The 26,514-nt window shown below is 67.5% G+C and carries 38 protein-coding genes; all 38 read right to left on the reverse strand.

The genetic code is table 11. The features are described from left to right. Nucleotides 1–69 precede the first annotated feature (69 nt). Nucleotides 70–1,428: a phosphoglucosamine mutase gene (gene glmM / locus ACIQU4_RS04740; protein WP_403725727.1), complete on the reverse strand. Its 1,359-nt coding sequence runs from the start codon at nt 1,426–1,428 to the stop codon at nt 70–72. A gap of 134 nt (nt 1,429–1,562) precedes the next feature. Further along, nucleotides 1,563–2,084, reverse strand: a complete 522-nt coding sequence (rpsI, locus tag ACIQU4_RS04745; protein WP_403725730.1) for a 30S ribosomal protein S9 — start codon at nt 2,082–2,084, stop codon at nt 1,563–1,565. 42 nt (nt 2,085–2,126) lie between these two features. Then, the gene (gene rplM, locus ACIQU4_RS04750; RefSeq protein WP_356811224.1) at nt 2,127–2,570 is read right to left on the reverse strand and encodes a 50S ribosomal protein L13; all 444 of its coding nucleotides are present in this window, start codon (nt 2,568–2,570) and stop codon (nt 2,127–2,129) included. Nucleotides 2,571–2,800: 230 nt separating this feature from the next. Next, nucleotides 2,801–4,090: a glycosyltransferase family 87 protein gene (locus ACIQU4_RS04755; protein WP_403725735.1), complete on the reverse strand. Its 1,290-nt coding sequence runs from the start codon at nt 4,088–4,090 to the stop codon at nt 2,801–2,803. 189 nt (nt 4,091–4,279) lie between these two features. After that, on the reverse strand, nt 4,280–5,899 hold the full coding sequence (locus tag ACIQU4_RS04760) for an ABC-F family ATP-binding cassette domain-containing protein (protein WP_403725737.1): 1,620 nt from the start codon (nt 5,897–5,899) through the stop codon (nt 4,280–4,282). A gap of 53 nt (nt 5,900–5,952) precedes the next feature. Next, the gene (gene truA / locus ACIQU4_RS04765) at nt 5,953–6,804 is read right to left on the reverse strand and encodes a tRNA pseudouridine(38-40) synthase TruA (protein WP_030154712.1); all 852 of its coding nucleotides are present in this window, start codon (nt 6,802–6,804) and stop codon (nt 5,953–5,955) included. Between the two features lie 102 nt (nt 6,805–6,906). Then, entirely contained in the window at nt 6,907–7,368 is a 462-nt protein-coding gene (gene rplQ, locus ACIQU4_RS04770) for a 50S ribosomal protein L17 (RefSeq protein ID WP_030154710.1), read from the reverse strand. Between the two features lie 102 nt (nt 7,369–7,470). Further along, nucleotides 7,471–8,493: a DNA-directed RNA polymerase subunit alpha gene (locus ACIQU4_RS04775; RefSeq protein WP_008739666.1), complete on the reverse strand. Its 1,023-nt coding sequence runs from the start codon at nt 8,491–8,493 to the stop codon at nt 7,471–7,473. Between the two features lie 186 nt (nt 8,494–8,679). Next, nucleotides 8,680–9,084: a 30S ribosomal protein S11 gene (gene rpsK, locus ACIQU4_RS04780; protein ID WP_003956432.1), complete on the reverse strand. Its 405-nt coding sequence runs from the start codon at nt 9,082–9,084 to the stop codon at nt 8,680–8,682. 54 nt (nt 9,085–9,138) lie between these two features. Next, on the reverse strand, nt 9,139–9,519 hold the full coding sequence (gene rpsM, locus ACIQU4_RS04785; RefSeq protein WP_007265919.1) for a 30S ribosomal protein S13: 381 nt from the start codon (nt 9,517–9,519) through the stop codon (nt 9,139–9,141). Nucleotides 9,520–9,718: 199 nt separating this feature from the next. Continuing rightward, a complete protein-coding gene (gene rpmJ, locus ACIQU4_RS04790) occupies nt 9,719–9,832 on the reverse strand; it encodes a 50S ribosomal protein L36 (protein ID WP_003956441.1) in 114 nt (37 codons plus the stop codon). Nucleotides 9,833–9,905: 73 nt separating this feature from the next. After that, nucleotides 9,906–10,127 (reverse strand): translation initiation factor IF-1, encoded by a 222-nt coding sequence (gene infA / locus ACIQU4_RS04795; RefSeq protein ID WP_003956442.1) that lies wholly within the window; start codon nt 10,125–10,127, stop codon nt 9,906–9,908. Between the two features lie 140 nt (nt 10,128–10,267). Then, nucleotides 10,268–11,104 (reverse strand): type I methionyl aminopeptidase, encoded by an 837-nt coding sequence (gene map / locus ACIQU4_RS04800; protein WP_030154708.1) that lies wholly within the window; start codon nt 11,102–11,104, stop codon nt 10,268–10,270. A 111-nt stretch (nt 11,105–11,215) separates the two neighbouring features. Next, entirely contained in the window at nt 11,216–11,863 is a 648-nt protein-coding gene (locus ACIQU4_RS04805; RefSeq protein ID WP_403725740.1) for an adenylate kinase, read from the reverse strand. Further along, a complete protein-coding gene (gene secY / locus ACIQU4_RS04810) occupies nt 11,863–13,176 on the reverse strand; it encodes a preprotein translocase subunit SecY (RefSeq protein ID WP_403725742.1) in 1,314 nt (437 codons plus the stop codon). Before secY ends, ACIQU4_RS04805 begins: the two co-directional genes overlap by 1 nt. 186 nt (nt 13,177–13,362) lie before the next feature. Next, nucleotides 13,363–13,818, reverse strand: a complete 456-nt coding sequence (gene rplO, locus ACIQU4_RS04815; RefSeq protein WP_030154704.1) for a 50S ribosomal protein L15 — start codon at nt 13,816–13,818, stop codon at nt 13,363–13,365. A gap of 2 nt (nt 13,819–13,820) precedes the next feature. Further along, nucleotides 13,821–14,003: a 50S ribosomal protein L30 gene (gene rpmD / locus ACIQU4_RS04820; RefSeq protein ID WP_053682614.1), complete on the reverse strand. Its 183-nt coding sequence runs from the start codon at nt 14,001–14,003 to the stop codon at nt 13,821–13,823. Beyond that, nucleotides 14,003–14,605, reverse strand: a complete 603-nt coding sequence (gene rpsE / locus ACIQU4_RS04825) for a 30S ribosomal protein S5 (protein WP_073912880.1) — start codon at nt 14,603–14,605, stop codon at nt 14,003–14,005. The genes rpmD and rpsE overlap by 1 nt, the downstream gene beginning before the upstream one ends. A gap of 45 nt (nt 14,606–14,650) precedes the next feature. Next, a complete protein-coding gene (gene rplR / locus ACIQU4_RS04830) occupies nt 14,651–15,034 on the reverse strand; it encodes a 50S ribosomal protein L18 (RefSeq protein ID WP_030008471.1) in 384 nt (127 codons plus the stop codon). Nucleotides 15,035–15,036: 2 nt separating this feature from the next. Further along, nucleotides 15,037–15,576, reverse strand: a complete 540-nt coding sequence (gene rplF / locus ACIQU4_RS04835) for a 50S ribosomal protein L6 (protein WP_403725746.1) — start codon at nt 15,574–15,576, stop codon at nt 15,037–15,039. 20 nt (nt 15,577–15,596) lie between these two features. Beyond that, nucleotides 15,597–15,995 (reverse strand): 30S ribosomal protein S8, encoded by a 399-nt coding sequence (gene rpsH, locus ACIQU4_RS04840; RefSeq protein ID WP_007265911.1) that lies wholly within the window; start codon nt 15,993–15,995, stop codon nt 15,597–15,599. Nucleotides 15,996–16,217: 222 nt separating this feature from the next. Further along, entirely contained in the window at nt 16,218–16,403 is a 186-nt protein-coding gene (locus tag ACIQU4_RS04845; protein WP_003956452.1) for a type Z 30S ribosomal protein S14, read from the reverse strand. 5 nt (nt 16,404–16,408) lie between these two features. Further along, entirely contained in the window at nt 16,409–16,960 is a 552-nt protein-coding gene (rplE, locus tag ACIQU4_RS04850; protein ID WP_030154702.1) for a 50S ribosomal protein L5, read from the reverse strand. Further along, nucleotides 16,960–17,283 carry a 50S ribosomal protein L24 gene (gene rplX / locus ACIQU4_RS04855; protein ID WP_399356915.1) on the reverse strand — a complete coding sequence of 108 codons (324 nt, stop codon included), beginning with the start codon at nt 17,281–17,283 and terminating at the stop codon, nt 16,960–16,962. Before rplX ends, rplE begins: the two co-directional genes overlap by 1 nt. Before the next feature lie 2 nt (nt 17,284–17,285). Beyond that, nucleotides 17,286–17,654, reverse strand: a complete 369-nt coding sequence (gene rplN, locus ACIQU4_RS04860; protein ID WP_008739701.1) for a 50S ribosomal protein L14 — start codon at nt 17,652–17,654, stop codon at nt 17,286–17,288. A 138-nt stretch (nt 17,655–17,792) separates the two neighbouring features. Continuing rightward, nucleotides 17,793–18,074: a 30S ribosomal protein S17 gene (gene rpsQ / locus ACIQU4_RS04865; protein WP_030026328.1), complete on the reverse strand. Its 282-nt coding sequence runs from the start codon at nt 18,072–18,074 to the stop codon at nt 17,793–17,795. After that, the gene (gene rpmC / locus ACIQU4_RS04870; protein ID WP_008739703.1) at nt 18,074–18,298 is read right to left on the reverse strand and encodes a 50S ribosomal protein L29; all 225 of its coding nucleotides are present in this window, start codon (nt 18,296–18,298) and stop codon (nt 18,074–18,076) included. Before rpmC ends, rpsQ begins: the two co-directional genes overlap by 1 nt. After that, complete coding sequence (gene rplP, locus ACIQU4_RS04875; RefSeq protein WP_030026326.1) at nt 18,298–18,717, reverse strand: 50S ribosomal protein L16; 420 nt, start codon at nt 18,715–18,717, stop codon at nt 18,298–18,300. Before rplP ends, rpmC begins: the two co-directional genes overlap by 1 nt. Nucleotides 18,718–18,722: 5 nt before the next feature. After that, on the reverse strand, nt 18,723–19,565 hold the full coding sequence (rpsC, locus tag ACIQU4_RS04880; protein ID WP_356811231.1) for a 30S ribosomal protein S3: 843 nt from the start codon (nt 19,563–19,565) through the stop codon (nt 18,723–18,725). After that, nucleotides 19,565–19,912: a 50S ribosomal protein L22 gene (gene rplV / locus ACIQU4_RS04885; RefSeq protein ID WP_037792011.1), complete on the reverse strand. Its 348-nt coding sequence runs from the start codon at nt 19,910–19,912 to the stop codon at nt 19,565–19,567. The genes rpsC and rplV overlap by 1 nt, the downstream gene beginning before the upstream one ends. Before the next feature lie 43 nt (nt 19,913–19,955). Further along, nucleotides 19,956–20,237 carry a 30S ribosomal protein S19 gene (gene rpsS, locus ACIQU4_RS04890; protein ID WP_008739713.1) on the reverse strand — a complete coding sequence of 94 codons (282 nt, stop codon included), beginning with the start codon at nt 20,235–20,237 and terminating at the stop codon, nt 19,956–19,958. Between the two features lie 12 nt (nt 20,238–20,249). Then, complete coding sequence (gene rplB / locus ACIQU4_RS04895; protein WP_008739715.1) at nt 20,250–21,086, reverse strand: 50S ribosomal protein L2; 837 nt, start codon at nt 21,084–21,086, stop codon at nt 20,250–20,252. Nucleotides 21,087–21,125: 39 nt separating this feature from the next. Further along, the gene (gene rplW / locus ACIQU4_RS04900; RefSeq protein WP_030154694.1) at nt 21,126–21,449 is read right to left on the reverse strand and encodes a 50S ribosomal protein L23; all 324 of its coding nucleotides are present in this window, start codon (nt 21,447–21,449) and stop codon (nt 21,126–21,128) included. Next, nucleotides 21,449–22,099 (reverse strand): 50S ribosomal protein L4, encoded by a 651-nt coding sequence (gene rplD, locus ACIQU4_RS04905; protein WP_266626439.1) that lies wholly within the window; start codon nt 22,097–22,099, stop codon nt 21,449–21,451. The genes rplW and rplD overlap by 1 nt, the downstream gene beginning before the upstream one ends. A gap of 4 nt (nt 22,100–22,103) precedes the next feature. Next, a complete protein-coding gene (gene rplC, locus ACIQU4_RS04910; RefSeq protein WP_215015311.1) occupies nt 22,104–22,748 on the reverse strand; it encodes a 50S ribosomal protein L3 in 645 nt (214 codons plus the stop codon). Nucleotides 22,749–22,762: 14 nt separating this feature from the next. Continuing rightward, nucleotides 22,763–23,071, reverse strand: a complete 309-nt coding sequence (rpsJ, locus tag ACIQU4_RS04915; protein ID WP_003948644.1) for a 30S ribosomal protein S10 — start codon at nt 23,069–23,071, stop codon at nt 22,763–22,765. 486 nt (nt 23,072–23,557) lie between these two features. Continuing rightward, nucleotides 23,558–24,430 (reverse strand): hypothetical protein, encoded by an 873-nt coding sequence (locus ACIQU4_RS04920; RefSeq protein ID WP_403725753.1) that lies wholly within the window; start codon nt 24,428–24,430, stop codon nt 23,558–23,560. Nucleotides 24,431–24,591: 161 nt separating this feature from the next. After that, entirely contained in the window at nt 24,592–26,514 is a 1,923-nt protein-coding gene (locus tag ACIQU4_RS04925; protein ID WP_403725756.1) for a hypothetical protein, read from the reverse strand.

Genomic DNA, 26,514 nt, shown 5'->3' on the forward strand with positions numbered 1-26,514 from the left:
AACGCCGTCGGCCCCGCCCTCCGGGATCACCGGGAGGGCGGGGCCGACACACGAAGGAGCTCAGCCTGTCTAGCCGAGCGCCGACTTCACGGCGTCCGCCAGCCGACCGGCGACCGCGCGGGCCTGCTCGATGTCGGCGGCCTCGACCATCACCCGTACGAGCGGCTCGGTACCGGACGGACGGAGCAGCACCCGCCCGGTGGTGCCCAGCTCGCGCTCGGCGTCGGCGACGGCCGCGGCCAGCTCCCCGGAGGTCGCGACCCGGGACTTGTCCACGTCGGGCACGTTGATCAGCACCTGCGGCAGCCGCCGCATGACACCCGCGAGATCGGCGAGCGAGCGGCCCGTGGCCGCGACGCGCGCCGCGAGCAGCAGGCCGGTGAGCGTGCCGTCGCCGGTCGTGGCGTGGTCGAGGATGATCACGTGGCCGGACTGCTCGCCTCCGAGCGCGTAGCCGTTCTCCCTCATCGACTCCAGCACGTACCGGTCGCCGACGCCGGTCTGCACGACCTCGATGCCCTCGCCCTCCATGGCCAGCTTGAAGCCGAGGTTGGACATCACGGTGCCGACGACGGTGTTGCCGCGCAGCTGGCCGGCCTCGCGCATGGCCAGGGCCAGCACCGCGAGGATCTGGTCGCCGTCGATCTCGGCGCCGGTGGCGTCGACCGCGAGGCAGCGGTCCGCGTCACCGTCGTGCGCGATGCCGAGGTCGGCGGCGTGCTCGACCACGGCCTGCTTGAGGAGCCCCAGGTGGGTGGAGCCGCAGCCGTCGTTGATGTTGAGGCCGTCGGGCTCGGCGCCGATGGTGACGACCTCGGCTCCCGCCCGGGTGAAGGCCTCGGGCGAGACGCGGGCGGCCGCGCCGTGCGCCTCGTCGAGGATGATCTTGAGGCCTTCGAGGCGGTTGGGGAGGACCCCGATGAGGTGGGCGACGTACTTGTCGAAGCCCTCGTCGTAGTCGGAGACCCGCCCGACGCCGGCGCCGGTGGGCCGGTCCCAGGGGGCTCCGGTGCGGTGCTCCTCGTAGACGGCCTCGATGCGGTCCTCGAGCTCGTCGGCGAGCTTGTGGCCGCCGCGGGCGAAGAACTTGATGCCGTTGTCGGGCATCGCGTTGTGGCTGGCGGAGAGCATCACGCCGAGGTCGGCACCCAGCGCACCGGTGAGATACGCCACCGCCGGGGTGGGCAGCACACCGACGCGCAGGACGTCCACGCCCGCGCTCGCGAGGCCCGCGACGACCGCGGCCTCCAGGAATTCGCCGGAGGCGCGGGGGTCGCGGCCGACGACCGCGGTCGCGCGGTGGCCCGCGAAGGTGCCCGCTTCGGCGAGTACGTGGGCAGCTGCCACGGAGAGGCCGAGCGCGAGCTCAGCCGTCAGATCCGCGTTGGCGACGCCGCGTACACCGTCCGTCCCGAAGAGTTGTCCCACTGTTGTCCTCCCGAGTTCACGCTTCGTTTGTGACCGCTTGTGACATGTATTTGCCGCTTGTGGCGGTAAACGAACCGCCCCGACAGCACGGAGAGTGCTGCCGGGGCGGTTTGTTGCTGAACAGCAGGCGCAGATTAACGCTTGCTGTACTGCGGAGCCTTACGGGCCTTCTTGAGACCGGCCTTCTTGCGCTCGACCGCACGGTCGTCGCGGGAAAGGAAGCCGGCCTTCTTCAGCGCCGGGCGGTTGTTGTCGACATCCGCCTCGTTCAGGGCGCGGGCCACGCCGAGGCGCAGGGCGCCGGCCTGACCGGAGACGCCGCCACCCGAGATGCGGGCGATGATGTCGTAGCGACCGTCGAGCTCAAGGAGCTTGAACGGCTCGTTGACTTCCTGCTGGTGCACCTTGTTGGGGAAGTAGTCCTCAAGGGTGCGCCCGTTGATCTTCCACTTGCCGGTGCCCGGAACGATCCGGACGCGGGCGATGGCGTTCTTGCGACGGCCCAGGCCGGCGGCCGGCTGGGGGTCGCCGAAGCGACCGGCAAGGGACTCGGAGGTGTAGTCGCCCTCGACGGCTTCCACAGACTCGGTGGTGTACTCCTCGACGTTGCCCTCGAACTCTTCGACGGGGGTCGTCTCGGCGGTGGTCTCGGCCACGATGCTCCTCAGAATTTTCTACGTCTTAGGGGGTGGCCGGAACTACTGCGCGACCTGGGTGATCTCGAACGGCACCGGCTGCTGGGCAGCGTGGGGGTGCTGGTCGCCCGAGTAGACCTTCAGCTTCGAGAGCATCTGACGGCCCAGGGTGTTCTTGGGGAGCATGCCCTTGACGGCCTTCTCGACGGCCTTCTCCGGGTTGTTCGCCAGGAGGTCGTCGTAGCGCACCGAACGCAGACCGCCCGGGAAACCGGAGTGGCGGTACGCCATCTTCTGGGACGCCTTGTTGCCGGACAGGTGAACCTTGTCGGCGTTGATGATGATGACGAAGTCGCCCATGTCCATGTGAGGCGCATAGGTCGGCTTGTGCTTGCCACGCAGGAGGGCAGCGGCCTGGGTCGCCAGACGGCCGAGGACAACGTCCTGGGCGTCGATGACGAGCCACTGGCGCGAGATGTCGCCGGGCTTGGGGCTGAACGTACGCACGCGTATGCCTTCGCTTCTTCAGTGGTGGTATCCCACGGGCGCAAGCCCCACGGGAAGGTCCTGACAGGGTCACCACGGACGATCACGACAGCCCTCGTTCACATCAGGGACGCAACCCGTGTGAACCGCTGGTCATCGGTCCGGTGGACCGGCGCAAGGCCTTTCACGTGAGAATGAGAAAGCCAATACGCATAACAAACCAGCAGGATACCCAAGCAGACCCTTACGGGTCAAAACGCGGTCCGCGATGCCGATTCTGCCGGCGTCGCGGCGCACTCCGGTTCGGTCCTGGGAGGGGACCCCGCAGTTGTTACAGGCCCAAGAGTAACCCGGCCGGAGCGCAGCGCACGACGCGCCAGCAGAATCGCGAGCCCGCACAGGGTGGCGCAGTCCTTGAAGGCGCGCCGCTTGTGGGCCAGCTCCGAGGGCCACGGGATCAGGGCCATCTGGGGCGTCAGGGCCAGCCAGAACCAGGGCGAGCGGGGCATCGAGCCGGGCCGCACCCCCGAGGCCAGCAGCAGCGGCAGCACCACCAGGAGGTAGTGGTCGAAGGAGGGACGGGAGACCAGGAATGCGGCGAGCATCACCATGCAGGCCGTCTCCACCAGCCGCAGCTGCCCCTCGTCGGAATCGTCCGGCCGCCGCCAGCGCCGCCAGGCGCCCCACAGCCCGGCTCCGGCCCCCGCGAAGGCCAACGCCACCCCCACCGGCTCCGGCACCCCCAGCCGCGGCAGCACCGCGATCGGCGAGGCGTCCCAGGGCAGGGCGTAGGCGTCCTGCCCCTGGAAGAGGAACGGCAGGGTCTTGGTGAAGAACAGCGACGGGCTCGGCATCAGCATCGCCCCCGCCAGCGAGGCACCCAGCGGCACCAGCACGGCCGCGGCCAGCCCCCGCCACTGCCGGGCCAGCACGAACAGCAGCCCGATCGGCACCAGCATCGGCTTGCAGGCGATCGCCAGCCCCACCACCAGCCCGGCCGCCCCCCACGCCCTGCGGTGCGCGAGCAGCAGCGCCACCGGCAGCGCGGCCGCCGAGATGGCCGTCCAGTTGCCGATCAGCACGAGGTTCACGTACGGCTTGAAGCCCAGGGCCAGCGCCGCGAACCCGCCGACCGCGAAGCGGGAGCGCGCCGGCACCGAGAAGAGCCGCAGCGCGGCCCACCACCCGATGGCCAGCAGGGCGGATATCGCCGGCGGGAGCACCCAGCGCAGCACCGGCTGCGGCAGCAGCGCCTCCGGGACGGCCATGATCACGGCGCTCGGGAGGTAGAGGAACCGCTTGTCCTCGTACGGGGACCCGCCCGCCAGCAGCGTCTCGGCGGCCTTGACCACGAAGGCGTTGTCCGAGCCCCAGTTCGCCCGCAGGCTCGTGGAGACCGCGATGCCGAGCACCACGGCCAGGGCCAGGGCCTGCCAGGGCCCGGACGCCGGCCGCAGCAGCCAGACCGCCAGCCGGTGCCCGGACGCCGGATCCCTTACGGTGTCCCATCCACTGAGCCAGGTGCCAGGCCGCAGCCGCACAACGCCTCCCGATCGACCCGCCGGGGGGCGGTCTCCCCCTGGCGCTTCCGCTCGACCCTACGTTCGTCCCGAACGGGTCCCTGAGACCCGTTCCCACCGCCGCCCTCGCACCCCTCGGCCCCAGGGGGCCTCAGAGGCTTCGGACGGCTGCGCCGGACTCCGTCCGCCGAGCGGGGCCGAACACCCGTGTCAGCGGCGGCGCTCCACGCGACGCTCGTCCCAAACGGGTTCCTGAGTCTCTCGTACAACACCGTCGGAACCGAAGACCAGGAAACGGTCAAATGTCCGAGCGAACCACCGGTCGTGCGTGACGCACAGCACAGTGCCCTCGTACGACTCCAGACCGTCCTGGAGCGCCTCCGCGGACTCCAGGTCCAGGTTGTCGGTCGGCTCGTCCAGCAGCAGCGCCGTGGTGCCCGCCAGCTCCAGCAGCAGGATCTGGAAACGTGCCTGCTGGCCGCCCGACAGCCGCTCGAACGGCTGCTCCCCCTGGCGATCCAGCTCGTACCGCCGCAGGACGGCCATGGCGGGGCCGAGCGGCTTCGCGGCCTCCGTCCACAGGATGTCGACGAGCGTGCGGCCGAACAGCTCCGGGTGCGCGTGCGTCTGCGCGAAATGACCGGCGACCACCCGGGCGCCCAGCTTGAAATCACCTGTGTGCTTGACGTCGTCGCCCGCCAGCAACCGCAGGAAGTGCGACTTCCCGGAGCCGTTCGAGCCGAGCACCGCGACCCGCTCCCCGTAGAAGACCTCCAGCGAGAACGGCTTCATCAGCCCCGTGAGTTCAAGGTTCTCCACGGTCAGCGCGCGCACGCCGGTCCGGCCGCCCTTCAGGCGCATCTTGATGTCCTGCTCGCGCGGCGGCTCCGGCGGCGGGCCCGCCTCCTCGAACTTCTGGAAGCGCGTCTGCATCGCCCGGTAGCGCGAGGCCATGTCGGGGCTGCTCGCCGCCTGGTTGCGCAGCCGCAGGACCAGCGCCTTCAGACGGGCGTGCTCCTCGTCCCAGCGCCGCTTGAGCTCCTCGAAGCGGGCGAAGCGCTCCTTGCGGGCGTCGTGGTACGTGTCGAAGCCCGAGCCGTGCACCCACACGTCCGTGCCCGTGGGGCTCGGCTCCAGGCTGATGATCTTCTCGGCGGCCCGGGACAGCAGCTCCCGGTCGTGGGACACGAAGAGCACCGTCTTGCGGGTGGCCTTCAGCTGCTCCTCCAGCCACCGCTTGCCCGGGACGTCCAGGTAGTTGTCCGGCTCGTCGAGCAGCAGCACCTCGTCCGGCCCGCGCAGCAGCGCCTCCAGCACGAGCCGCTTCTGCTCACCGCCCGAGAGCGTGCGCACCTCGCGGAACTGCGCGGTGTCGTACGGGATGGCCAGCGCGGCCGTGGTGCAGACGTCCCACAGGGTCTCCGCCTCGTAGCCCTGTACGTCGGCCCAGTCGCTGAGCGCCTGCGCGTATGCCATCTGGGCCGACTCGTCGTCCACCGTCATGATCAGGTGCTCGGCGTGGTCGACGGCCTTCGCGGCCTCCCGGACCCGGGGCTGGGCCACCGAGACCAGCAGGTCCCGTACGGTCGTCTCGTCCCGTACGGAGCCCACGAACTGCGACATCACGCCGAGGCCGCCGCTGACGGTGACCCCGCCGCCGTGCGGCTGGAGGTCGCCGGAGATCAGCTTCAGCAGAGTGGACTTGCCGGCGCCGTTCGCCCCGACGAGGGCGACGACCGACCCCTCCCCCACGCGGAAGGAGACGTCGGGGAGCAGGACCCGCCCGTCGGGAAGGTAGTACTCCAGGTGGCTGGCTTCGAGATGTCCCATGCGGGGCATTGTCCCGGTCGCGCAGCGATCCACCCAACCGGATTACCCGGTGCTCAGCAGCAGCCGGCGCCCGGGAGGGTGCGCATGTTGCGTGCCTCCTTGCTGCGGGCGGCCAGCAGCTCGTCCGCCGGGTAGCCGACCTCCTCCAGGGTGAGCCCGTGCGGCTTCACGACGTGCACCGAGGAGTCCCGTACGGCGGCCCGCAGGACCTTCCCCGGCCAGTCGGTCGGCCGGTGCCCGTCCCCGACGTGCAGCAGGGCGCCGACCAGCGAGCGGACCATGTTGTGGCAGAAGGCGTCGGCGCGGACGGTCGCGGTGACGATCCCGTCCTCGGCGCGCTCCCAGCTGAGCTGCTGGAGGGTGCGGATGGTCGTGGCGCCCTCGCGCTTCTTGCAGTACGCGGCGAAGTCGTGCTCGCCGAGCAGCGCGGCGGCGGCCTCGTTCATGGCGTCCACGTCGAGCGGCCACTGGTGCCACAGCACGTGCCCGCGGCGCAGCGGGTCCACGCCGCCCTGGTGGTCGCCGACGCGGTAGGCGTAGCGGCGCCAGATGGCGGAGAACCGGGCGTTGAAGCCCTCGGGGGCTTCGGCGGCCTTCCACACCCGTACGTCGTGCGGCAGCCGGCCCGCGAGGCGGCGCAGCAGCTTGTCGTGGTGCTCGGCCCACACCTCGTCGCGTACGTCGAACTGGGCGACCTGCCCGCGCGCGTGCACGCCGGCGTCGGTCCGCCCGGCCACGGTCAGCTCGACCGGGTCCGGCAGCCGCATCACCGTCTGCAGGGCCGACTCCAGCTCGCCCTGGACGGTGCGCAGCACGCGCTGCTTCGCCCAGCCGGAGAAGTCCTTCCCGTCGTACGAAAGGTCCAGCCGTACCCGGACGTGCCCGGGCTCCACCTCGTCACTCACGTGACCGATCCTCTCAGAGTCACCGCAATGCAGAACGGGCCCGCCCCGGGAAGGGGCGGGCCCGTTCAGAGCCGATCAAGCGAGCTCGATCCCGAAGCGGGATCAGGCCTCCTTGGTCTCCTCGGCGGGGGTCTCGACAGCCTCCGCCTCCTTGACCGCGCGCTTGGTGGCGGCCTCGGCCTCACCGGTGGCCTGCTGGGCGACCGTAAGGGCCTCGACCAGCTCGATCACGGCCATCGGGGCGTTGTCGCCACGACGGTTGCCGATCTTGGTGATGCGCGTGTAACCACCGGGGCGGTTCTCGTAGCGCGGGGCGATCTCGGTGAACAGCGTGTGCACGATGCTCTTGTCCGTGATCGTCTGCAGCACCAGGCGACGGTTGTGGATGTCGCCCTTCTTGGCCTTGGTGACCAGACGCTCGGCGTAGGGACGCAGGCGACGGGCCTTGGCCTCGGTGGTGGTGATGCGGCCGTGCTCGAAGAGCGCCTTCGCGAGGTTCGCGAGAAGGTGCTTCTCGTGCGCGGCGCTGCCGCCCAGACGGGCACCCTTTGCGGGACGCGGCATGGTGTTACTCCTTCATATCTGCACCGGCCGTGTCAGGTACCGGTGTCAGTTCCCCCGGGGCGGCTGCCCCGGGAAAGTTCTACGGGTGGTGCTGGTCCTGCCTCAGTACTGCTCGGTCTCGACGAAACCGGCGTCCGCGTCGTCGTCGGCGCCGAAGGCGTCGGCGGCGGCGGTCGGGTCGAATCCGGGCGGGCTGTCCTTGAGGGCCAGGCCCATGCCGGCCAGCTTCGCCTTGACCTCGTCGATCGACTTCGCGCCGAAGTTGCGGATGTCGAGCAGGTCGGCCTCGGAGCGGGCGACGAGCTCACCCACGGAGTGGATGCCCTCGCGCTTGAGGCAGTTGTACGACCGAACGGTGAGCTCGAGCTCCTCGATCGGCAGCGCCAGATCGGCGGCCAGGGCCGCGTCCGTCGGCGAGGGGCCCATGTCGATGCCCTCGGCGTCGATGTTGAGCTCGCGCGCCAGGCCGAACAGCTCGACCAGGGTCTTGCCGGCGGACGCCATGGCGTCGCGCGGGCGCATGGCCTGCTTGGTCTCGACGTCGACGATCAGCTTGTCGAAGTCGGTGCGCTGCTCGACTCGGGTCGCCTCGACCTTGTAGGTGACCTTGAGGACCGGGCTGTAGATGGAGTCGATCGGGATGCGACCGATCTCCTGGCCCAGCTGCTTGTTCTGGACGGCGGAGACGTAGCCGCGACCGCGCTCGACGGTCAGCTCCATCTCCAGCTTGCCCTTGCCGTTGAGCGTGGCGAGGACGAGGTCCGGGTTGTGCACCTCGACACCGGCCGGGGGCGCGATGTCGGCAGCGGTGACCAGGCCGGGACCCTGCTTGCGCAGGTACATCACGACCGGCTCGTCGTGCTCCGAGGAGACGACCAGCTGCTTGATGTTGAGGATGATGTCGGTGACGTCTTCCTTGACACCGGGCACGGTGGTGAACTCGTGCAGGACGCCGTCCACGCGGATGCTGGTGACAGCGGCACCCGGGATCGAGGACAGGAGCGTACGGCGCAGCGAGTTGCCGAGGGTGTAGCCGAAGCCCGGCTCGAGCGGCTCGATCACGAACCGCGAGCGGTACTCGTCGACGACCTCTTCGGTCAGCGAAGGACGCTGAGCGATAAGCATGTGTGTTCCTTCAGTCGTGGACGCCCACTATTTGACGCCCGACGGGTAAAGCCAGGTACTGCAAGCGTACGGGCGGCACGTCCCCCCGAAGGGGTTCGTACCGCCCGGACACTCAAAGACGCACAGGTGCGTCCGCTGCGTCAGACCCGGTCTTTCGCTTCGACGAAGCGAAAAGTCCGGCAGTCGTCAGACGCGGCGGCGCTTCGGCGGGCGGCAGCCGTTGTGCGGGGTGGGGGTGACGTCCTGGATCGAGCCGACCTCGAGGCCGGTGGCCTGGAGGGAGCGGATCGCGGTCTCGCGGCCGGAGCCCGGACCCTTGACGAAGACGTCAACCTTGCGCATGCCGTGCTCCTGCGCGCGGCGGGCGGCCGACTCGGCGGCCATCTGCGCGGCGAAGGGGGTGGACTTGCGCGAGCCCTTGAAGCCGACGTGGCCGGCGGAGGCCCAGGAGATCACGTTGCCCGAGGGGTCCGTGATCGAGACGATCGTGTTGTTGAACGTGCTCTTGATGTGGGCGTGCCCGTGAGCGACGTTCTTCTTTTCCTTGCGGCGCACCTTCTTGGCAGCGCCCTGACGACCCTTGGGGGGCATCTAAATCTCCTACGGGAGGTGGTCGGTCCTACAGCGCAAGACCGCTGAACAGGACTACTTCTTGCCCGGCTTCTTCTTACCGGCGATCGCGCGACGCGGGCCCTTGCGGGTACGCGCGTTCGTGCTGGTGCGCTGACCGTGCACCGGCAGGCCACGACGGTGGCGGATGCCCTGGTAGCACTGGATCTCGATCTTGCGGCGGATGTCGCCCTGGATCTCGCGGCGGAGGTCACCCTCGGTACGGAGGTTGGCGTCCACGTACTCGCGGATCTTGACGAGGTCCTCTTCGGCCAGGTCACGAACGCGGGTGTTCGGGTTCACGCCGGTGGAGGCGAGGATCTCCTTGGACCGGGTGCGCCCGATACCGAAGACGTAGGTGAGTGCGATCTCCACGCGCTTTTCGCGCGGGATGTCAACACCGGAAACGCGTGCCATTCAATGGCTCCTGTGTGTTCGGGGGTCTTCCGCAGAACCATTCCCGACCGCCGACCACACCTGATGGGTGGTGGTACGCCCGGGTCCCCGGCCCCCGCCGGAGGTGCCGCCGGCCCTTCTCAGGGCTGGGCGGGCTCTGCGTATGTACGTTTTCTTACGTCGCGCGAAGAACTGCGTAGTGCAGGTCGGTCGGCGTGCGTCAGCCCTGGCGCTGCTTGTGGCGCAGGTTGTCGCAGATGACCATGACCCGACCGTGACGGCGGATCACCTTGCACTTGTCGCAGATCTTCTTGACGCTCGGCTTGACCTTCATGTTGGTGAGGTTCTCCGGGTCAGTGCCACCACCCGCACCGGGACGTGCGCCCAGGCAGGAGTGAGGACAAGATCTACTTGTATCGGTAGACGATCCGGCCACGCGTGAGGTCGTACGGAGACAGCTCCACAACGACCCGGTCATCCGGGAGGATGCGGATGTAGTGCATACGCATCTTGCCGCTGATGTGCGCGAGGACCTTGTGACCGTTCTGCAGTTCCACCTTGAACATCGCGTTCGGGAGGGACTCGATCACGGTGCCCTCGATTTCGATGGCACCTTGCTTCTTGGCCACGCTTCGCCCTTCGAATCGGCTACCTTGATCAGCTCCCCGCTTCGCATGCGGACATGCGGGTGCAAAGGAGCCGACGAGTCAGTCTACGTCAGGGCACCCAGAAAGACGAATCCGGAAAGTTTGCCCCACAGCGTAGATCATTAACCGAGGGGATCCGGCGCAGTGGTCACGCCGTACTCCGCCAGCTTGGCCTTGCCGCAGTCCGGGCTGGTCAGGACGATGGGCCCGGCCTCGGTCAGGGCGATGGAGTGCTCCCAGTGCGAGGACCAGGTGCCGTCCGTGGTGATGACCGTCCAGTCGTCCGCCAGGACCTCCGTCTGGGGGGTGCCCAGGGAGACCATCGGCTCGATCGCCAGGCAGACGCCCGGGACCAGCTTGATGCCCTTGCCCCGCTTGCGCGAGACGTAGTTCAGCAGGTGGGGGTCCATGTGCATCTCGGACCCGATGCCGTGGCCGCCGTAGTCCTCGATGATCCCGTACTTGCCGGTCGCGGGCCGCGGCTGGCGGCGGATGTAGCCCTCGATCGCCTTGGAGATGTCCACGAGGCGGTTACCGAGCTTCATCGCGGCGATGCCGGCCCACATCGACTCCTCGGTCACCCGCGAGAGCTCGATCAGCTCCGGGGCGTGGCCCGTGCCCACGAAGGCCGTGTACGCGGCGTCGCCGTGCCAGCCGTCGACGATCGCACCGGCGTCGATCGAGATGACGTCGCCGTCCTTGAGGACCGTCTTGTCGTCCGGGATGCCGTGGACCACGACCTCGTTCACGGACGTACAGATCGTCGCGGGGAATCCGCCGTAGCCGAGGAAGTTCGACTTGGCCCCGGCATCCGCGATGACCTTGCGGGCCACCATGTCCAGATCCCGCGTCGTGGCGCCCGGTACGGCCGCCTCACGGGTCGCCGCGTGGATCGCGGCGACGACCAGCCCTGCCTCGCGCATCTTCGCGATCTGCTCGGGGGTCTTGATCTGGACCATGGGTAGTGCCTTCCACCTTCGGACTTCGGGTCTGCGTTGTTCCGGTCGTCTCAACAGTACGGCCGCGGAGTCCTGGGGACGCCGCGGCCGTACTGCTCACAACAAGGGTTACTACTTCTTGAGCGCGTCCATCGCACGCTGCGTGACGTCCGCGACCTCACCGAGGGCGGGGATCGTCACCAGCAGGCCCTGGGCCTTGTAGTAGTCGATGATCGGCTCGGTCTGCGTGTGGTAGACCTCGAGCCGGTTGCGCACCGTGGCCTCGGAGTCGTCGTCACGCTGGTACAGCTCGCCGCCGCAGGTGTCGCAGACACCCGCGGCCTTCGGCGCCGCGTACTCGACGTGGAAGACGTGCGCGGAGTCGTTGCGGCAGATCCGGCGGCCGGCGATGCGCTTGACGACCTCGTCCTCCTCGACCTCCAGGTCGAGGACGGCGTCCAGCTTCATGCCGGCGGTCTGCAGCATCTCGTCCAGCGCCTCCGCCTGGGAGACGTTGCGCGGGAAGCCGTCCAGCAGGAAGCCGTTCACGGCGTCCGACTGCTCCATCCGGTCCTTGGCCATGCCGATGGTGATCTCGTCGGGAACGAGGTCACCGGCGTCCATGAACGCCTTCGCGCGCTGGCCCAGCTCGGTGTTCTGGCTGATGTTCGCGCGGAAGAGGTCGCCCGTGGAGATGTGCGGGATCGACAGGTTCTTCGCAAGGAACGCGGCCTGCGTTCCCTTGCCCGCACCGGGCGGTCCGACGAGGACGATTCGCATCAGCGGAGGAACCCTTCGTAATTGCGCTGCTGGAGCTGGCTCTCGATCTGCTTCACGGTTTCCAGACCCACACCCACGATGATGAGGATGCTCGTCCCGCCGAACGGGAAGTTCTGGTTCGCTCCGAAGCCGGCCAACGCCATCGTCGGCACAAGAGCGATGAGACCCAGGTACAGCGACCCCGGCCAGGTGATCCGGTTGAGCACGTAGCTCAGGTACTCGGCGGTGGGTCGACCGGCACGGATACCCGGGATGAACCCACCATACTTCTTCATGTTGTCTGCAACTTCCTCGGGGTTGAAAGAAATCGCCACGTAGAAGAACGCGAAGAAGACGATCAGGAGGAAGTAGGCCGCGATGTAGTACGGGTGGTCGCCCTTGACGAAGTGCTTCTGGATCCAGATGGCCCAGCTGGCGGTCGAACCGCTGAACTGCACGATCAGCGCCGGGATGTACAGCAGCGACGAGGCGAAGATGACCGGGATGACACCGGCCTGGTTCACCTTGAGCGGGATGTACGTCGAGGTGCCCCCGTACGCACGACGCCCGATCATGCGCTTGGCGTACTGGACCGGAATCCGACGCTGCGCCTGCTCGACGAAGACGACGAGCGCGACCATGGCCAGGCCGACGAGGATGACCACGCCGAACTCGACCCAGCCGTCGGCGATCTTGCCCTGGAGCTTGATCTGCCACAGGGCGCCCATGAAGCCGGCGGCGATCGAGATGAACATCAGGATCGACATGCCGTTACCGATGCCGCGGTCGGTCACGAGCTCACCGAGCCACATGACGACACAGGTACCCGCGGTCATGGTGATGACCATGACGATCGTGGTGAAGATCGACCGGTTCGGAACGATCTGGCTGGCGACCTGGCAGCCCTGGAACAGGGCACCAGTGCGGGCGGTGGCGACGAGGCCGGTGCCCTGCAGGATCGCGAGTGCGACCGTCAGATAGCGCGTGTACTGAGTGATCTTCGCGGTGCCGGACTGACCCTCTTTTTTGAGGTTCTCCAGCTTCGGGATGACCACGGTCAGCAGCTGCAGGATGATGCTCGCCGTGATGTACGGCATGATGCCGAGCGCGAAGATCGTGATCTGCAGCAGCGCACCGCCGCTGAACATGTTGACGAGACCGAAGAGGCTGTTGCTGCTCCCGGCCTGGTCGACACAGATCTGAACGTTCTTGTAGCTCACGCCGGGTACCGGGATGTGGGACCCGAGCCGGAACAGCACGATGATGCCGAGCGTGAAGAGCAGCTTCTTGCGCAGGTCGGGCGTCTTGAACGCCCGGGCGAACGCGGTGAGCACGGTGCCTCCTGCGACCCCCGCGCTACTGCGTCAGAGGTGACGGTCTGAGGGATCGACGAATACGTACAAGCAAAGGTGCAGGCCACCTTACCGGCGACTGCGCCCCCCGTGGAACGACCAACCGGGGATGCCCCATTTGTGAGGCACCCCCGGTCGGGTTTCTAGCTATTTGTCACCTGGTTCGTCTTAGACGAGCTCGGTGACGGTGCCGCCGGCAGCGGCAATCTTCTCCTTGGCGGAGGCGGAAACGGCGTCAACCGAAACCGTCAGCGCCACGGAGATCTCGCCCTGGCCCAGGACCTTGACGAGGCTGTTCTTGCGAACCGCGCCCTTGGCGACCAGGTCGGCCACCGTGACCTCTCCACCCTCGGGGTAGAGAGCGCCGAGCTTGTCCAGGTTGACAACCTGGAACTCGGTGCGGAACGGGTTCTTGAAGCCCTTGAGCTTCGGCAGACGCATGTGGAGGGGCATCTGCCCACCCTCGAAGCGCTGCGGGATCTGGTAACGGGCCTTCTGGCCCTTCGTACCACGACCGGCCGTCTTACCCTTCGACGCCTCACCACGACCGACACGGGTCTTCGCGGTCTTGGCACCGGGGGCGGGACGGAGGTTGTGGGCCTTCAGCGGGCTGTTCTCAGCCATGATTAGTCAACCTCCTCAACCGTCACGAGGTGGCGGACGGTCTGCACCATTCCGCGGAACTCGGGGCGGTCCTCCTTGACGACGACGTCGTTCAGGCGCTTGAGCCCGAGCGAACGCAGCGTGTCGCGGTGGTTCTGCTTGCTGCCGATGTACGACTTCGTCTGCGTGATCTTGAGGCGAGCCATTACGCACCCGCCCCGGCACGTGCACGAAGGAGAGCCGCGGGGGCGACGTCCTCGAGGGGCAGACCACGGCGAGCCGCGATCTCCTCGGGACGCTGCAGGCCCTTGAGGGCCGCCACGGTCGCGTGCACGATGTTGATCGCGTTAGAAGAGCCGAGCGACTTCGACAGGATGTCGTGAACGCCGGCGCACTCCAGAACGGCGCGCACCGGGCCACCGGCGATAACGCCGGTACCGGGGGAAGCCGGCTTCAGCAGCACGACGCCCGCAGCACGCTCGCCCGTGATCGGGTGAGGAATGGTGCCCTGGATACGCGGAACCTTGAAGAAGCTCTTCTTGGCTTCCTCGACGCCCTTGGCGATGGCCGCGGGAACTTCCTTGGCCTTGCCGTAACCGACACCTACAGTGCCGTCACCGTCGCCCACCACGACCAGCGCGGTGAAGCTGAAGCGGCGACCACCCTTGACAACCTTGGCGACGCGGTTGATCGCGACAACGCGCTCAACGTAAGCGGTCTTCTCGGCGGCAGGGCCACCGTCGCGACCCTTCCGGTCCCGCCGCTCGCCGCCACCGGCACCGCTTCCGCGGCGCTGGGGTCCAGCCATTGGATTACCTCTCTCTGTTACGTCCGTGAGTCCCGGAACCGGGGCTTAGAACTTCAGCCCGGCTTCGCGGGCGGCGTCAGCCAGAGCGGCAATGCGCCCGGCGTATCGGTTGCCACCGCGGTCGAACACAACGGTCTCGACACCCGCGGCCTTGGCACGCTCGGCGACGAGCGCGCCGACAGCCTGGGCCTGCGAGCTCTTGTCGCCTTCGCCACCGCGGATCGAAGCGTCCAGGGTCGACGCGGACGCCAGGGTGTGACCCTGGAGGTCGTCGATGACCTGAGCAACGATGTTGCGGTTGGAACGCGTCACGACGAGGCGCGGACGCTCCGCCGTACCCGAGACGTTCTTGCGGATGCGGATGTGGCGGCGAGCCTTGGCAGCACGCTTGTACGCGTCGCCCTTGGCGATCTTCACACCGTATGCCATGGCTACTTACCAGCCTTTCCGACCTTGCGGCGGATGACTTCGCCGGCGTACTTGACACCCTTGGCCTTGTACGGGTCGGGCTTCCGCAGCTTGCGGATGTTGGCGGCGACCTCGCCGACCTTCTGCTTGTCGATGCCCTCGACCGAGAACTTGGTGGGCGACTCGACCTTGAAGGAGATGCCCTCGGGCGCCTCGATCAGGATCGGGTGGCTGTAACCAAGCTGGAACTCCAGAGCGGAGCCCTTCGCGGCGACGCGGTAACCGACACCGCTGATCTCGAGAGCCTTGACGTATCCCGTGGTCACACCGGTGATCATGTTCGCCACCAGCGTGCGGGACAGGCCGTGCAGGGCCTTGTTCTGACGCTCGTCGTTGGGGCGGGTGACGTTCAGAACGCCTTCCTCACCCTTGACGATCTCGATCGGCGCGGCGACGGTGTGCGAGAGGAGACCCTTGGGGCCCTTCACCGCGACCGTACGGCCATCGATGGTGACGTCCACACCGGCGGGAACCTGGATGGGGAGCTTGCCGATTCGCGACATTGCTTTTCCTCCGTTCCCGACTACCAGACGTAGGCGAGGACTTCCCCACCTACGCCCTTCTTGCCTGCCTGCTGGCCGGTGAGGAGACCGTGGGACGTGGAGATGATCGCCACGCCCAGGCCGCCGAGCACCTTCGGCAGGTTGGTGGACTTTGCGTACACGCGCAGACCGGGCTTCGAGATCCGCTTGATGCCCGCGATGGAGCGCTCACGGTTCGGCCCGAACTTCAGCTCGAGGACGAGGTTCTTGCCGACCTCGGCGTCCTCGACCTTCCAGCCGGTGATGAAACCCTCTTGCTTGAGGATCTCCGCGATGTGCGACTTGATCTTGCTGTGCGGCATCACGACAGTGTCGTGGTACGCCGAGTTAGCGTTACGCAGACGGGTCAGCATGTCTGCGATCGGGTCAGTCATGGTCATGAAGTGGCCTTCGGCCTCTCTCGCCGGGGTTTCCTGTATGCGCCATCCCTCTCCCCACTCAGTGGCGGGACGGGTGCGGTGCGGGGACCTACGGCGTAGTAAGTCGTTATGGACGGCAGACGCCCAACCCCACAAGCCTACGGCATGCGGAGAGGGCACCCACCGACCAGATGCTTACCGAGAGTCTCTGGAACTTCCCAAGTCCTTGCGGACTGGAGGGAATTACCAGGAGCTCTTGGTCACGCCCGGCAGCTCGCCACGGTGAGCCATCTCACGAAGGCACACGCGGCACAGGCCGAACTTGCGGTACACGGAGTGGGGACGACCGCAGCGCTGGCAGCGGGTGTACGCACGCACACCGAACTTGGGCTTGCGGGCAGCCTTCGCGATGAGAGCCTTCTTCGCCATCTCGCTTACGCCTCCTTGAAGGGGAAGCCGAGGTGACGAAGGAGCGCGCGGCCCTCAGCGTCGTTGGTCGCCGTGGTGACCACGGTGATGTCCATACCCCGGGTACGGTCGATCTTGTCCTGGTCGATCTCGTGGAACATGACCTGCTCCGTGAGACCGAAGGTGTAGTTGCCACGGCCGTCGAACTGCTTCGGCGACAGACCACGGAAGTCACGGATACGCGGCAGCGCGAGCGACAGCGTACGGTCCAGGAACTCCCACATGCGGTCACCACGGAGGGTGACGTGGCAGCCGATCGGCTGACCCTCACGCAGCTTGAACTGCGCGATGGACTTGCGGGCCTTCGTGACGGCCGGCTTCTGACCGGTGATCGTCGTCAGGTCGCGGATGGCGCCGTCGATCAGCTTGGAGTCGCGGGCGGCGTCGCCCACACCCATGTTGACCACGATCTTCACGAGACCGGGGATCTGCATGACGTTCTCGTACGAGAACTCTTCACGCAGCTTGCCCGCGATGTCCTCGCGGTACTTCGTCTTGAGACGCGGAGTGGTAGCCATCAGATGTCCTCACCCGTCCGCTTGGCAACGCGGATCTTGTTGCCCTCGTCATCGAAGCGGAAACCGACGCGGGTAACGACCTTCTGGCCGTCCTTCTCCACAACCAGCTGAACGTTGCTGACGTGGATCGGCGCCTCGGTGATCACGATGCCACCGGTCTGCGAGCCACCAGCGGTCTGGCCGGCCTTGGTGTGCTTCTTGACCCGGTTGACACCCTCGACCAGGACACGGTTCTCAGTCGGCATGGCCGCGATGACCTTGCCCTGCTTCCCCTTGTCCTTACCGGTGATGACCTGAACCAGGTCGCCCTTCTTGATCTTCATGCTTACAGCACCTCCGGCGCGAGCGAGATGATCTTCATGAACTTCTTCTCGCGCAGCTCACGGCCCACCGGGCCGAAGATACGGGTGCCACGAGGGTCGCCGTCGTTCTTGAGAATGACAGCGGCGTTCTCGTCGAAGCGGATGTACGAGCCGTCCTGGCGGCGGCGTTCCTTGACGGTGCGAACGATGACCGCCTTGACGACGTCACCCTTCTTCACGTTGCCACCGGGGATCGCGTCCTTGACGGTGGCGACGATGACGTCACCGATGCCCGCGTAGCGGCGACCGGAACCACCGAGAACACGGATGCAAAGGATTTCCTTGGCACCAGTGTTGTCGGCGATACGCAGTCGCGACTCCTGCTGGATCACGTGTATCTCCTGATTGTCTGCCGGTTCCCGGCGGGGGCCTCACACTCCGAAGAGCGGCGGCCCCCACCGAGCCTGGCGGAACGAACCTGAGGGAAACCCCTCAGGTCTTGTCATTGGAATTCGCTTGCGCGAATTTCCTTACTTGGCCTTCTCGAGGATCTCGACGATGCGCCAGCGCTTGCTCGCCGACAGCGGACGCGTCTCCATGATGAGGACGCGGTCGCCGACGCCGGCAGCGTTCTGCTCGTCGTGAGCCTTGAGCTTGTTCGTACGGCGGATGACCTTGCCGTACAGCGCGTGCTTGACGCGGTCCTCGACAGCGACGACGACGGTCTTGTCCATCTTGTCGCTGACGACGAGACCCTCGCGGGTCTTGCGGAAGCCGCGCTCGTTCGTCTCAGTCACGTTCTTCTCGCTCATCAGGCGCTCTCCACCGTCTCGATACCGAGCTCACGCTCGTGCATCAGGGTGTAGATGCGAGCGATGTCCTTACGGACGGACTTGAGCCGGCCGTTGTTCTCCAGCTGACCCGTGGCCGCCTGGAAGCGGAGCTTGAACAGCTCCTCCTTGGCCTCGCGCAGCTTGCCAACGAGCTCCTCGTTGCCGAGCTCACGCAGCTCGGACGCCTTGGTTCCCGTCGCCATCACGACTCACCTGCCTCGCGCCGAACAATCCGGCACTTCATCGGAAGCTTGTGAGCAGCGCGGGTGAGCGCCTCACGAGCAATCTTCTCGTTCGGGTAGGACAGCTCGAACATGACCCGACCCGGGTGCACGTTCGCGATCCACCACTCGGGAGAACCCTTACCGGAACCCATGCGGGTCTCGGCAGGCTTCTTCGTCAGCGGACGGTCCGGGTAGATGTTGATCCAGACCTTGCCGCCACGCTTGATGTGGCGGGTCATCGCGATACGAGCCGCCTCGATCTGGCGGTTCGTCACGTACGCCGGGGTCAGCGCCTGGATGCCGTACTCGCCGAACGAGACCTCAGTACCGCCCTTGGCCATACCGCGGCGCTTCGGGTGGTGCTGCTTGCGGTGCTTGACCCTACGAGGGATCAGCATGTCGGTCAGGCCTCCGTTCCGGTGCTCTCAGCCGGAGCGGCGGCGGGAGCGTCGGCCTTGGGGGCCTCGGCACCAGCAGCCTGCTGCGGCTTGCGGCCACCACGGCCGCCGCGCTCGCCACCACGGCCACCACGGCCGGCGGGACGGTCGCCAGCGCCACCCGCGCCACGGGCCGGGCGGTTACCCGCACGGGCCGCAGCGTTCTCGGCGCGAACCTCGGCGATGTTCTTGACGTCGCCCTTGTAGATCCAGACCTTCACACCGATACGGCCGAAGGTGGTCTTGGCCTCGAAGAAGCCGTAGTCCACGTTCGCGCGCAGCGTGTGCAGCGGCACACGACCCTCGCGGTAGAACTCGGAGCGGGACATCTCGGCGCCGCCGAGGCGACCGCCACACTGGATCTTGATGCCCTTGGCGCCGGCCTTCATCGTGCCCTGCATGCTCTTGCGCATGGCACGACGGAAGGAGACGCGGGAGGAGAGCTGCTCGGCAACGGCCTGGGCAACCAGCTGAGCGTCGAGCTCGGGGTTCTTGACCTCGAGGATGTTCAGCTGGACCTGCTTGCCCGTGAGCTTCTCGAGGTCACCGCGGATGCGGTCGGCCTCGGCGCCACGGCGGCCGATGACGATGCCCGGACGAGCGGTGTGGATGTCCACACGCACGCGGTCACGGGTGCGCTCGATCTCAACCTTCGAGATGCCGGCGCGCTCCATGCCGGACGTCATCATCCGACGGATGGCGACGTCTTCCTTGACGTAGTCCTTGTACAGCTTGTCGGCGTACCAACGCGACTTGAAGTCGGTGGTGATGCCGAGCCGGAACCCGTGCGGGTTTACCTTCTGGCCCATTACCGGGAACCTTCCTTGCTGCTGACGACCACGGTGATGTGGCTGGTCCGCTTGCGGATCCGGTAGGCACGGCCCTGCGCACGCGGACGGAACCGCTTCAGGGTCGGGCCCTCGTCCACGAACGCCTCGCTGATGACCAGCGTGGAGGCGTCCGGGTGGTTGTAGTTGTGTGCGGCGTTGGCAATGGCGCTGTCAAGCACCTTGCCGACCGGCACGCTCGCGGCCTGCGGGGCGAAACGCAGGACCGCCTGAGCCTCCGTGGCATCCATGCCACGGATAAGGTCCACCACTCGGCGGGCCTTCATGGGCGTGACGCGGATGTACCGCGCCTGGGCCCTGGCTTCCATGGTTGTCCCTTCGGTGTAAGTCATAGTCGTAACCACCCCGCCTTTAGCGGCGCTTCGACTTCCGGTCGTCCTTGACGTGGCCGCGGAAGGTGCGAGTCGGCGAGAACTCGCCGAGCTTGTGGCCGACCATCGACTCGGTGACGAACACCGGGACGTGGGTCTTGCCGTTGTGCACCGCGATGGTGTGACCCAGCATGCTGGGGATGATCATCGAGCGACGGGACCAGGTCTTGATGACGTTCTTGGTGCCGGCTTCGTTCTGGACGTCCACCTTCTTTACGAGGTGGTCGTCGACGAAGGGCCCCTTCTTGAGACTGCGCGGCATCTAAACCCGCTCCTAGCGCTTCTTGTTCGTCTTGCGGCGGCGGACGATGTACTTGCTCGAAGCCTTCTTCGGCGAGCGAGTACGACCCTCCTTCTGACCCCACGGGGAGACCGGGTGGCGACCACCACTGGTCTTGCCCTCACCACCACCGTGCGGGTGGTCAACCGGGTTCATCGCGACACCGCGGACGGAGGGGCGAACGCCCTTCCAGCGCATGCGGCCGGCCTTGCCCCAGTTGATGTTCGACTGCTCGGCGTTGCCGACCTCGCCGACCGTGGCGCGGCAGCGCGCGTCGACGAGACGGATCTCACCGGACGGCATACGAAGGTGGGCCATGGTGCCCTCCTTCGCCAGCAGCTGCACGGAGGCACCAGCGGAGCGGGCGAACTTGGCGCCGCCACCGGGACGGAGCTCGATCGCGTGGATCGTGGTACCGACCGGGATGTTGCGGAGCGCCAGGTTGTTACCGGGCTTGATGTCGGCCGTGGGGCCGTTCTCAATCCGGTCGCCCTGCTTCAGAGCCTTCGGCGCGATGATGTAGCGCTTCTCGCCGTCCGCGTAGTGCAGGAGCGCGATGCGCGCGGTGCGGTTGGGGTCGTACTCGATGTGCGCGACCTTGGCCGGCACGCCGTCCTTGTCGTGACGACGGAAGTCGATCACGCGGTAGGCGCGCTTGTGTCCACCACCCTGGTGGCGAACAGTGATCCGACCGGTGTTGTTACGGCCGCCCTTGCTGTGCAGGGGGCGAACCAGCGACTTCTCCGGCGTGGACCGCGTGATCTCGACAAAGTCGGCGACGCTGGAGCCACGACGGCCCGGGGTCGTCGGCTTGTACTTGCGGATACCCATTTCTCAGTCCTCGTCCGATTCCGGACGACTAGACCTCCGTTAGGAGGCCTGGCCGCCGAAGATGTCGATTCGGTCGCCCTCAGCGAGGGTCACGATGGCGCGCTTGGTGTCAGCGCGCTTGCCGAAACCGGTCTTGGTGCGCTTGCGCTTACCCTGACGGTTGATCGTGTTGACCCCGGTGACCTTGACCCCGAAGACCGCCTCGACGGCCTGCTTGATCTGGGTCTTGTTGGAGCCGGGCGCGACGATGAACGTGTACTTGTTCTCGTCCAGCAGCGCGTAGCTCTTCTCCGAGACAACCGGCTTGATCAGCAGGTCGCGCGGGTCGGTGAAGGTCTTGCTGGTAACGGTCGCCTCAGACATCAGGCGTCGCTCCCTTCGGTCTCATCGGCCTTGGGGCCAGACACGAAGGACTCGAAAGCGGCCTGAGTGAAGACCACGTCGTCAGAGACGATCACGTCGTACGTGTTCAGCTGGCCCGGCTCCAGGATGTGAACCTGGGGCAGGTTGCGGGCGGACAGCCACGCGGCCTCGTCGGCGCGCTCGACGACCAGGAGCAGGTTCTTGCGCTCCGAGATCTTGCCGAACAGCGTCTTGGCGGCCTTCGTGGAGACGGCACCCTCGACCACGCCGGTGACGACGTGGATGCGGGAGTGACGCGCACGGTCCGAGAGGGCACCGCGGAGGGCGGCGGCCTTCATCTTCTTCGGGGTCCGCTGGGAGTAGTCACGCGGCTGCGGGCCGTGGACGACGCCACCGCCGACGAACTGCGGAGCGCGGGTGGAACCCTGGCGAGCGCGGCCGGTGCCCTTCTGGCGGTACGGCTTGCGGCCACCACCACGGACTTCGCCACGACGCTTGGTCTTGTGCGTGCCCTGACGGGCAGCAGCCAGCTGGGCGACAACGACCTGGTGGATCAGCGGAACGCTGGTCTTCGCGTCGAAGATCTCCGCGGGGAGCTCGACGGTACCGGCCTTGTCGCCTGCCGGCGAAAGGATGTCAATGGTGCTCATTACCTCAAGCCCCCTTGGCCGCGGTACGGACCAGGACGAGGCCGCCGTTCGGACCGGGGACCGCGCCCTTGATGAGGAGCAGACCCTTCTCCGCGTCAACCGCGTGGATGGTCAGGTTCTGGGTGGTGACGCGCTCGTTGCCCATACGACCGGCCATGCGCATGCCCTTGAAGACACGCCCAGGGGTGGCGCAGCCACCGATCGAACCGGGGGAGCGGTGCTTGCGCTGGACACCGTGACCGGCGCCGAGGCCCTTGAAGTTGTGACGCTTCATGACACCGGCGAAGCCCTTGCCCTTGCTGTTGCCCGTGACGTCAACCTTGACGCCCGACTCGAACACAGCGGCGGTGATCTCCTGGCCGAGCGTGTACTCGCTGGCGTCGGAGGTGCGGAGCTCCACCAGGTGGCGGCGGGGGGTCACGTCGGCCTTGGCGAAGTGGCCCTTGAGGGGCTTGTTCACCTTGCGCGGGTCGATCTCGCCGAAGGCGATCTGGACCGACTCGTAGCCGTCGATGTCGTTCTTACGGACCTGGGTAACGACGCAGGGTCCGGCCTTGACCACGGTCACCGGGACGACACGGTTGTTCTCGTCCCAGACCTGGGTCATGCCGAGCTTCTCGCCCAGGACGCCCTTGATCTGCTTTGCCATCTTCTCGACGCCTCTCAGAGCTTGATCTCGATGTCAACGCCGGCCGGAAGGTCCAGGCGCATCAGCGAGTCAACGGTCTTGGGCGTCGGGTCGAGGATGTCGATCAGGCGCTTGTGCGTGCGCATCTCGAAGTGCTCGCGCGAGTCCTTGTACTTGTGCGGCGACTTGATGACGCAGTACACGTTCTTCTCAGTGGGCAGCGGCACCGGGCCCGCGACCGACGCACCAGTGCGCGTCACCGTCTCGACGATCTTCTTCGCCGAGGAGTCGATGACCTCGTGGTCGTAGGCCTTGAGCCGGATGCGGATCTTCTGTCCCGCCATGGCTACTCCGTAGTCCTGTCTGTTGTGGAAACGCTCTGGCTCTCGGTCGGCTGTGGATCTCTCCACCGCTTCTCTCCGACCCACGCGGTCGGGCGTGTCGCACTCCCTCTACAGAAAATTCCCATACGGAAATTCCCTCGTCCAAGGGGGTGCGGTCCCAAGACCGCGATTCGGGGGAGAAACACCCACCGAGCGCCTGGCGGGCACCGTGCTGACGCTTCCCAGAAGATTCCCGTACGTCCGCCCCATTGCTGCCCCGAGAGGCAGATAAAGGCGACGAGTACTGTGGGACTCGCTTCCGGTCCTCCCGGCGGGAGGCGCGCAGCATCGGCACTCAGCCGAGCAACTTGAGTAGTCTGCCATACAAGACACGTACTGCGCCAATCGGGCCGAAGAGAATACCCCTCCCCGGTGAGTGGTCAAACCGCGCCACGCGGCGTGACGGCCCGGGCCCCGCTTGGGGTCCGCCCGGGCCGTCCCACGGGCTCAGGTGCGCGAGAGACTCCCGCAGCCCTGCCGGTCACCGGAGTCGATGGTCCTGCTCCGGTCGTACGGGTCCACCGGCGTGCCGGAGGGGGCGGGACCGGCCTGCCGGTCCTCGTCGAAGACGGGGTGCAGGAATCCGTCGTAGACGTCGCAGGCGCTGTTGGAGAGGTCGACGTTCATCTTCTCCAGCCAGATCTTGCCGGCGGTGGCCTGCCACTTGCGCGGGTCGGCGATCGAGAAGGTGATCTCGCGCCGCACGATGGAGCGCTCCACCTGCTCGGCGCCCGGCTTCGCCTTCACCAACGGGTAGACGAAGGTGTAGTCGGCCAGCACGTTGGCCTGGCCGCCCTCCTTGCCGGGCTCCACCCACATCCGGCCGCGGACCTTCACCACGTCGCCGACGGGCTTCAGCTCGGTCGGCAGTGCGCCGCCGCCGCTGATCCGTACCTCGGCGCCGTCGGAGGCGCCGACCCAGACGGGCTCCGTGGAGCCGTGCGCGCCGGGGCGTACGCCGTCCATCCCGGGCTTCACCGGGTCGAGGGCGATCCACTTCGACCACGCGCCGGTCTTCGCGTCACGGGCGCGGGCCTCGACGGTGCCCTTCACCTCGGCCGCGGGGTCCGTCCAGGACACGCCCAGCAGGCCGAAGGGCTGCGTTCCCCGCTGGGAGAGCACGGCCTCGCCGGCGCCCTTCGGCTGGAGGGCGAGCTTGTGCACCTCGCCCTCGACCGGTCCGGCCTCTTTGGCGCCGGCGCTGTACGCCTTCGCCGTCCCCCCGCCACCCGGGGCAGCCAGTTCGGCTCCCCCGGCCATTCCTTGAATGCCCAGCACCGCTACGGCGCCGAGCGCGGCCGCCGGCGCGGTACCGCGCACACGACTCAGTCTCACGTCTGTACCCCACCCCTGTGGTTCGTGCGCACATGCGACACGACTGTCGGGGCGGATGCTACTGCTCGGTTCCGACAGTGGGTCCGGTCAGGATCGTCAAGGGAGCGGCCGGGACGGCGGCCCGGGGCGACCGGGCCGCGTCGCCCTCACCTCTTCCGGGCGTCCTTCTCGGTCTGCGTGGCGTCCTTGCGGGTCTGCCGCTCGGCCTCGGCGTCGCGCTCGATGTCCGCCCGCGAGCGCACCCGCTTGGGCGCCTCCATCCCGCAGACGCCGGGCCAGTCGTCGGCCACGATGCCCGCGCACCAGATGAAGTCCTGGATGGGGCCGGGCTTCCAGTCGTCCTTCTCGATGTCCCAGCAGTTCTCGCGGGGCGAGAAGCGCGGGCAGCTGCCGTCCCGCTGCTTGATGACGTGTGCGCGGTACGCGTCGATGCCCATCGTGTCGACGTCGGACGAGGGCATGTAGCGGTTGACCGACCAGGACGCACCCATGGTCGCGAACAGGGCGACCACGCACACCATCCCGGCGGCGAGCTGGCGGACCACCCGCAGCGGGATGACCCGGGCGAGCCCGGCCCCCGAAGCGGAACCCGAAGCGGAACCGGCCTCGGCACTCCTCGGGCGCAGCACGCGCTCGATCCACCCCGAGCCCCGGTTGACCACCGCCATCATGCCGAGCACGGCCAGGATCATCAGGCAGTACATGATGATCCACGTGGTGCGCGGGTAGAGCTGGATGGCCTTGTCCTGGGTCATGTGCCCGGCGAACCAGAACCGGGCGAGCCAGGCGCCGGCCAGGACCGCGGCCGCCGTGCGCACCATGATGTTGCGCAGCCCGAGGCCCAGGCCCAGGCCCACCCCGAACAGCAGCAGCAGGGCGAACCCGCTCTGGCCGGCCATCTCGCCGGCCACAGGCCAGGTCTGGTACGTCAGGCTCCCGGACCGGTCCGAGACCCAGCCGAGGACGTAACCGGGGTCGGCGTACACGGCGAGGAAGGCGTAGCGGTCGGGGTTCTCGGCGCCCAGCCGGGCCATCTGGTAGAGCAGCGGGGCGCCGACGATGCCGGCCGACAGCAGCGTGACCCCTATGTAGAGGCCCGCCTTCTTGGCCGTCGCCGCGCCCTGGCGCCACGGGAAGAAGAACAGTGCGGCCATCAGTGCGCCCGGCGCGGCCCAGATGTACCAGCCGGAGTACCAGAGGAACAGCGCGCCGAAGGTCACCCCGAGGACGAGGCCGCGCAGCAGCAGGTGCCGCGTGGCGCGCCGGCCGGCGAGGCGCATCTCGCGCAGCCAGTAACCGAGCAGCGGCAGCAGCACGATCATGACGATGTGGCTGTACGGGCGGATCGGGTCGAGGAAGAGCACCGCGGCCGGAACCGCGATCAGCAGCGCCCAGAAGGGCCGCAGCAGTATCCGCCAGGCCAGGTAGGCCATCGGGCCGGCGACGGCGGTGAAGAAGATCTGGAGGTCGTGCAGGGCGAAGCCGGTCTCGCCGCGGCCGTTGTAGCGGATCTTCGCCCAGAGGGCCATCAGGGCCGGGAAGGCGGGCGGGTAGATGCCCGACATCCCCTCGTGGTGCAGGAACGAGTTGGCCATGTCGATCAGGACGCCCGGGTCGCCCTCCTGGCCGCCCAGCGGGTGGGGCGTGCCGTGCAGGGCGACGACGATCCCGCCGGCGATGACGCCGGTGGCCAGGCCCGCCAGGGCGGCGCAGACCAGGCGCTTGACCAGCTGGTGGCGCCGGTCCGGGCCCCGGTGGGCGGTGTAGAGCAGCAGTCCGAGCAGCGGCAGCCCGATGAGCGCGGCGTACATCTGGAGCGTGGCGAGGCCGCTGACCTGGCCGAGGCGCACGATCGGGTTCACGTCGATGCGGCGGCTCAGCAGCATGTAGCCGAGGGCCGCCGTGAGGCTGACGACGCCCTCGGCGACGGCGAGCACGCGGCGCCGGGAGGTCCAGGGGCGGCGGGCCACCGAAGGGGAGGAGACCGGTCCGGCGGCCGGGGTCCCGGTACCGGTCCGGCTGTGCGCCGTGCCGGATGTTCCGACGACCTCGGGGGCCAGGTGTGTCAT

Source organism: Streptomyces sp. NPDC090741, assembly GCF_044769045.1.
Taxonomy (GTDB): Bacteria; Actinomycetota; Actinomycetes; order Streptomycetales; family Streptomycetaceae; genus Streptomyces.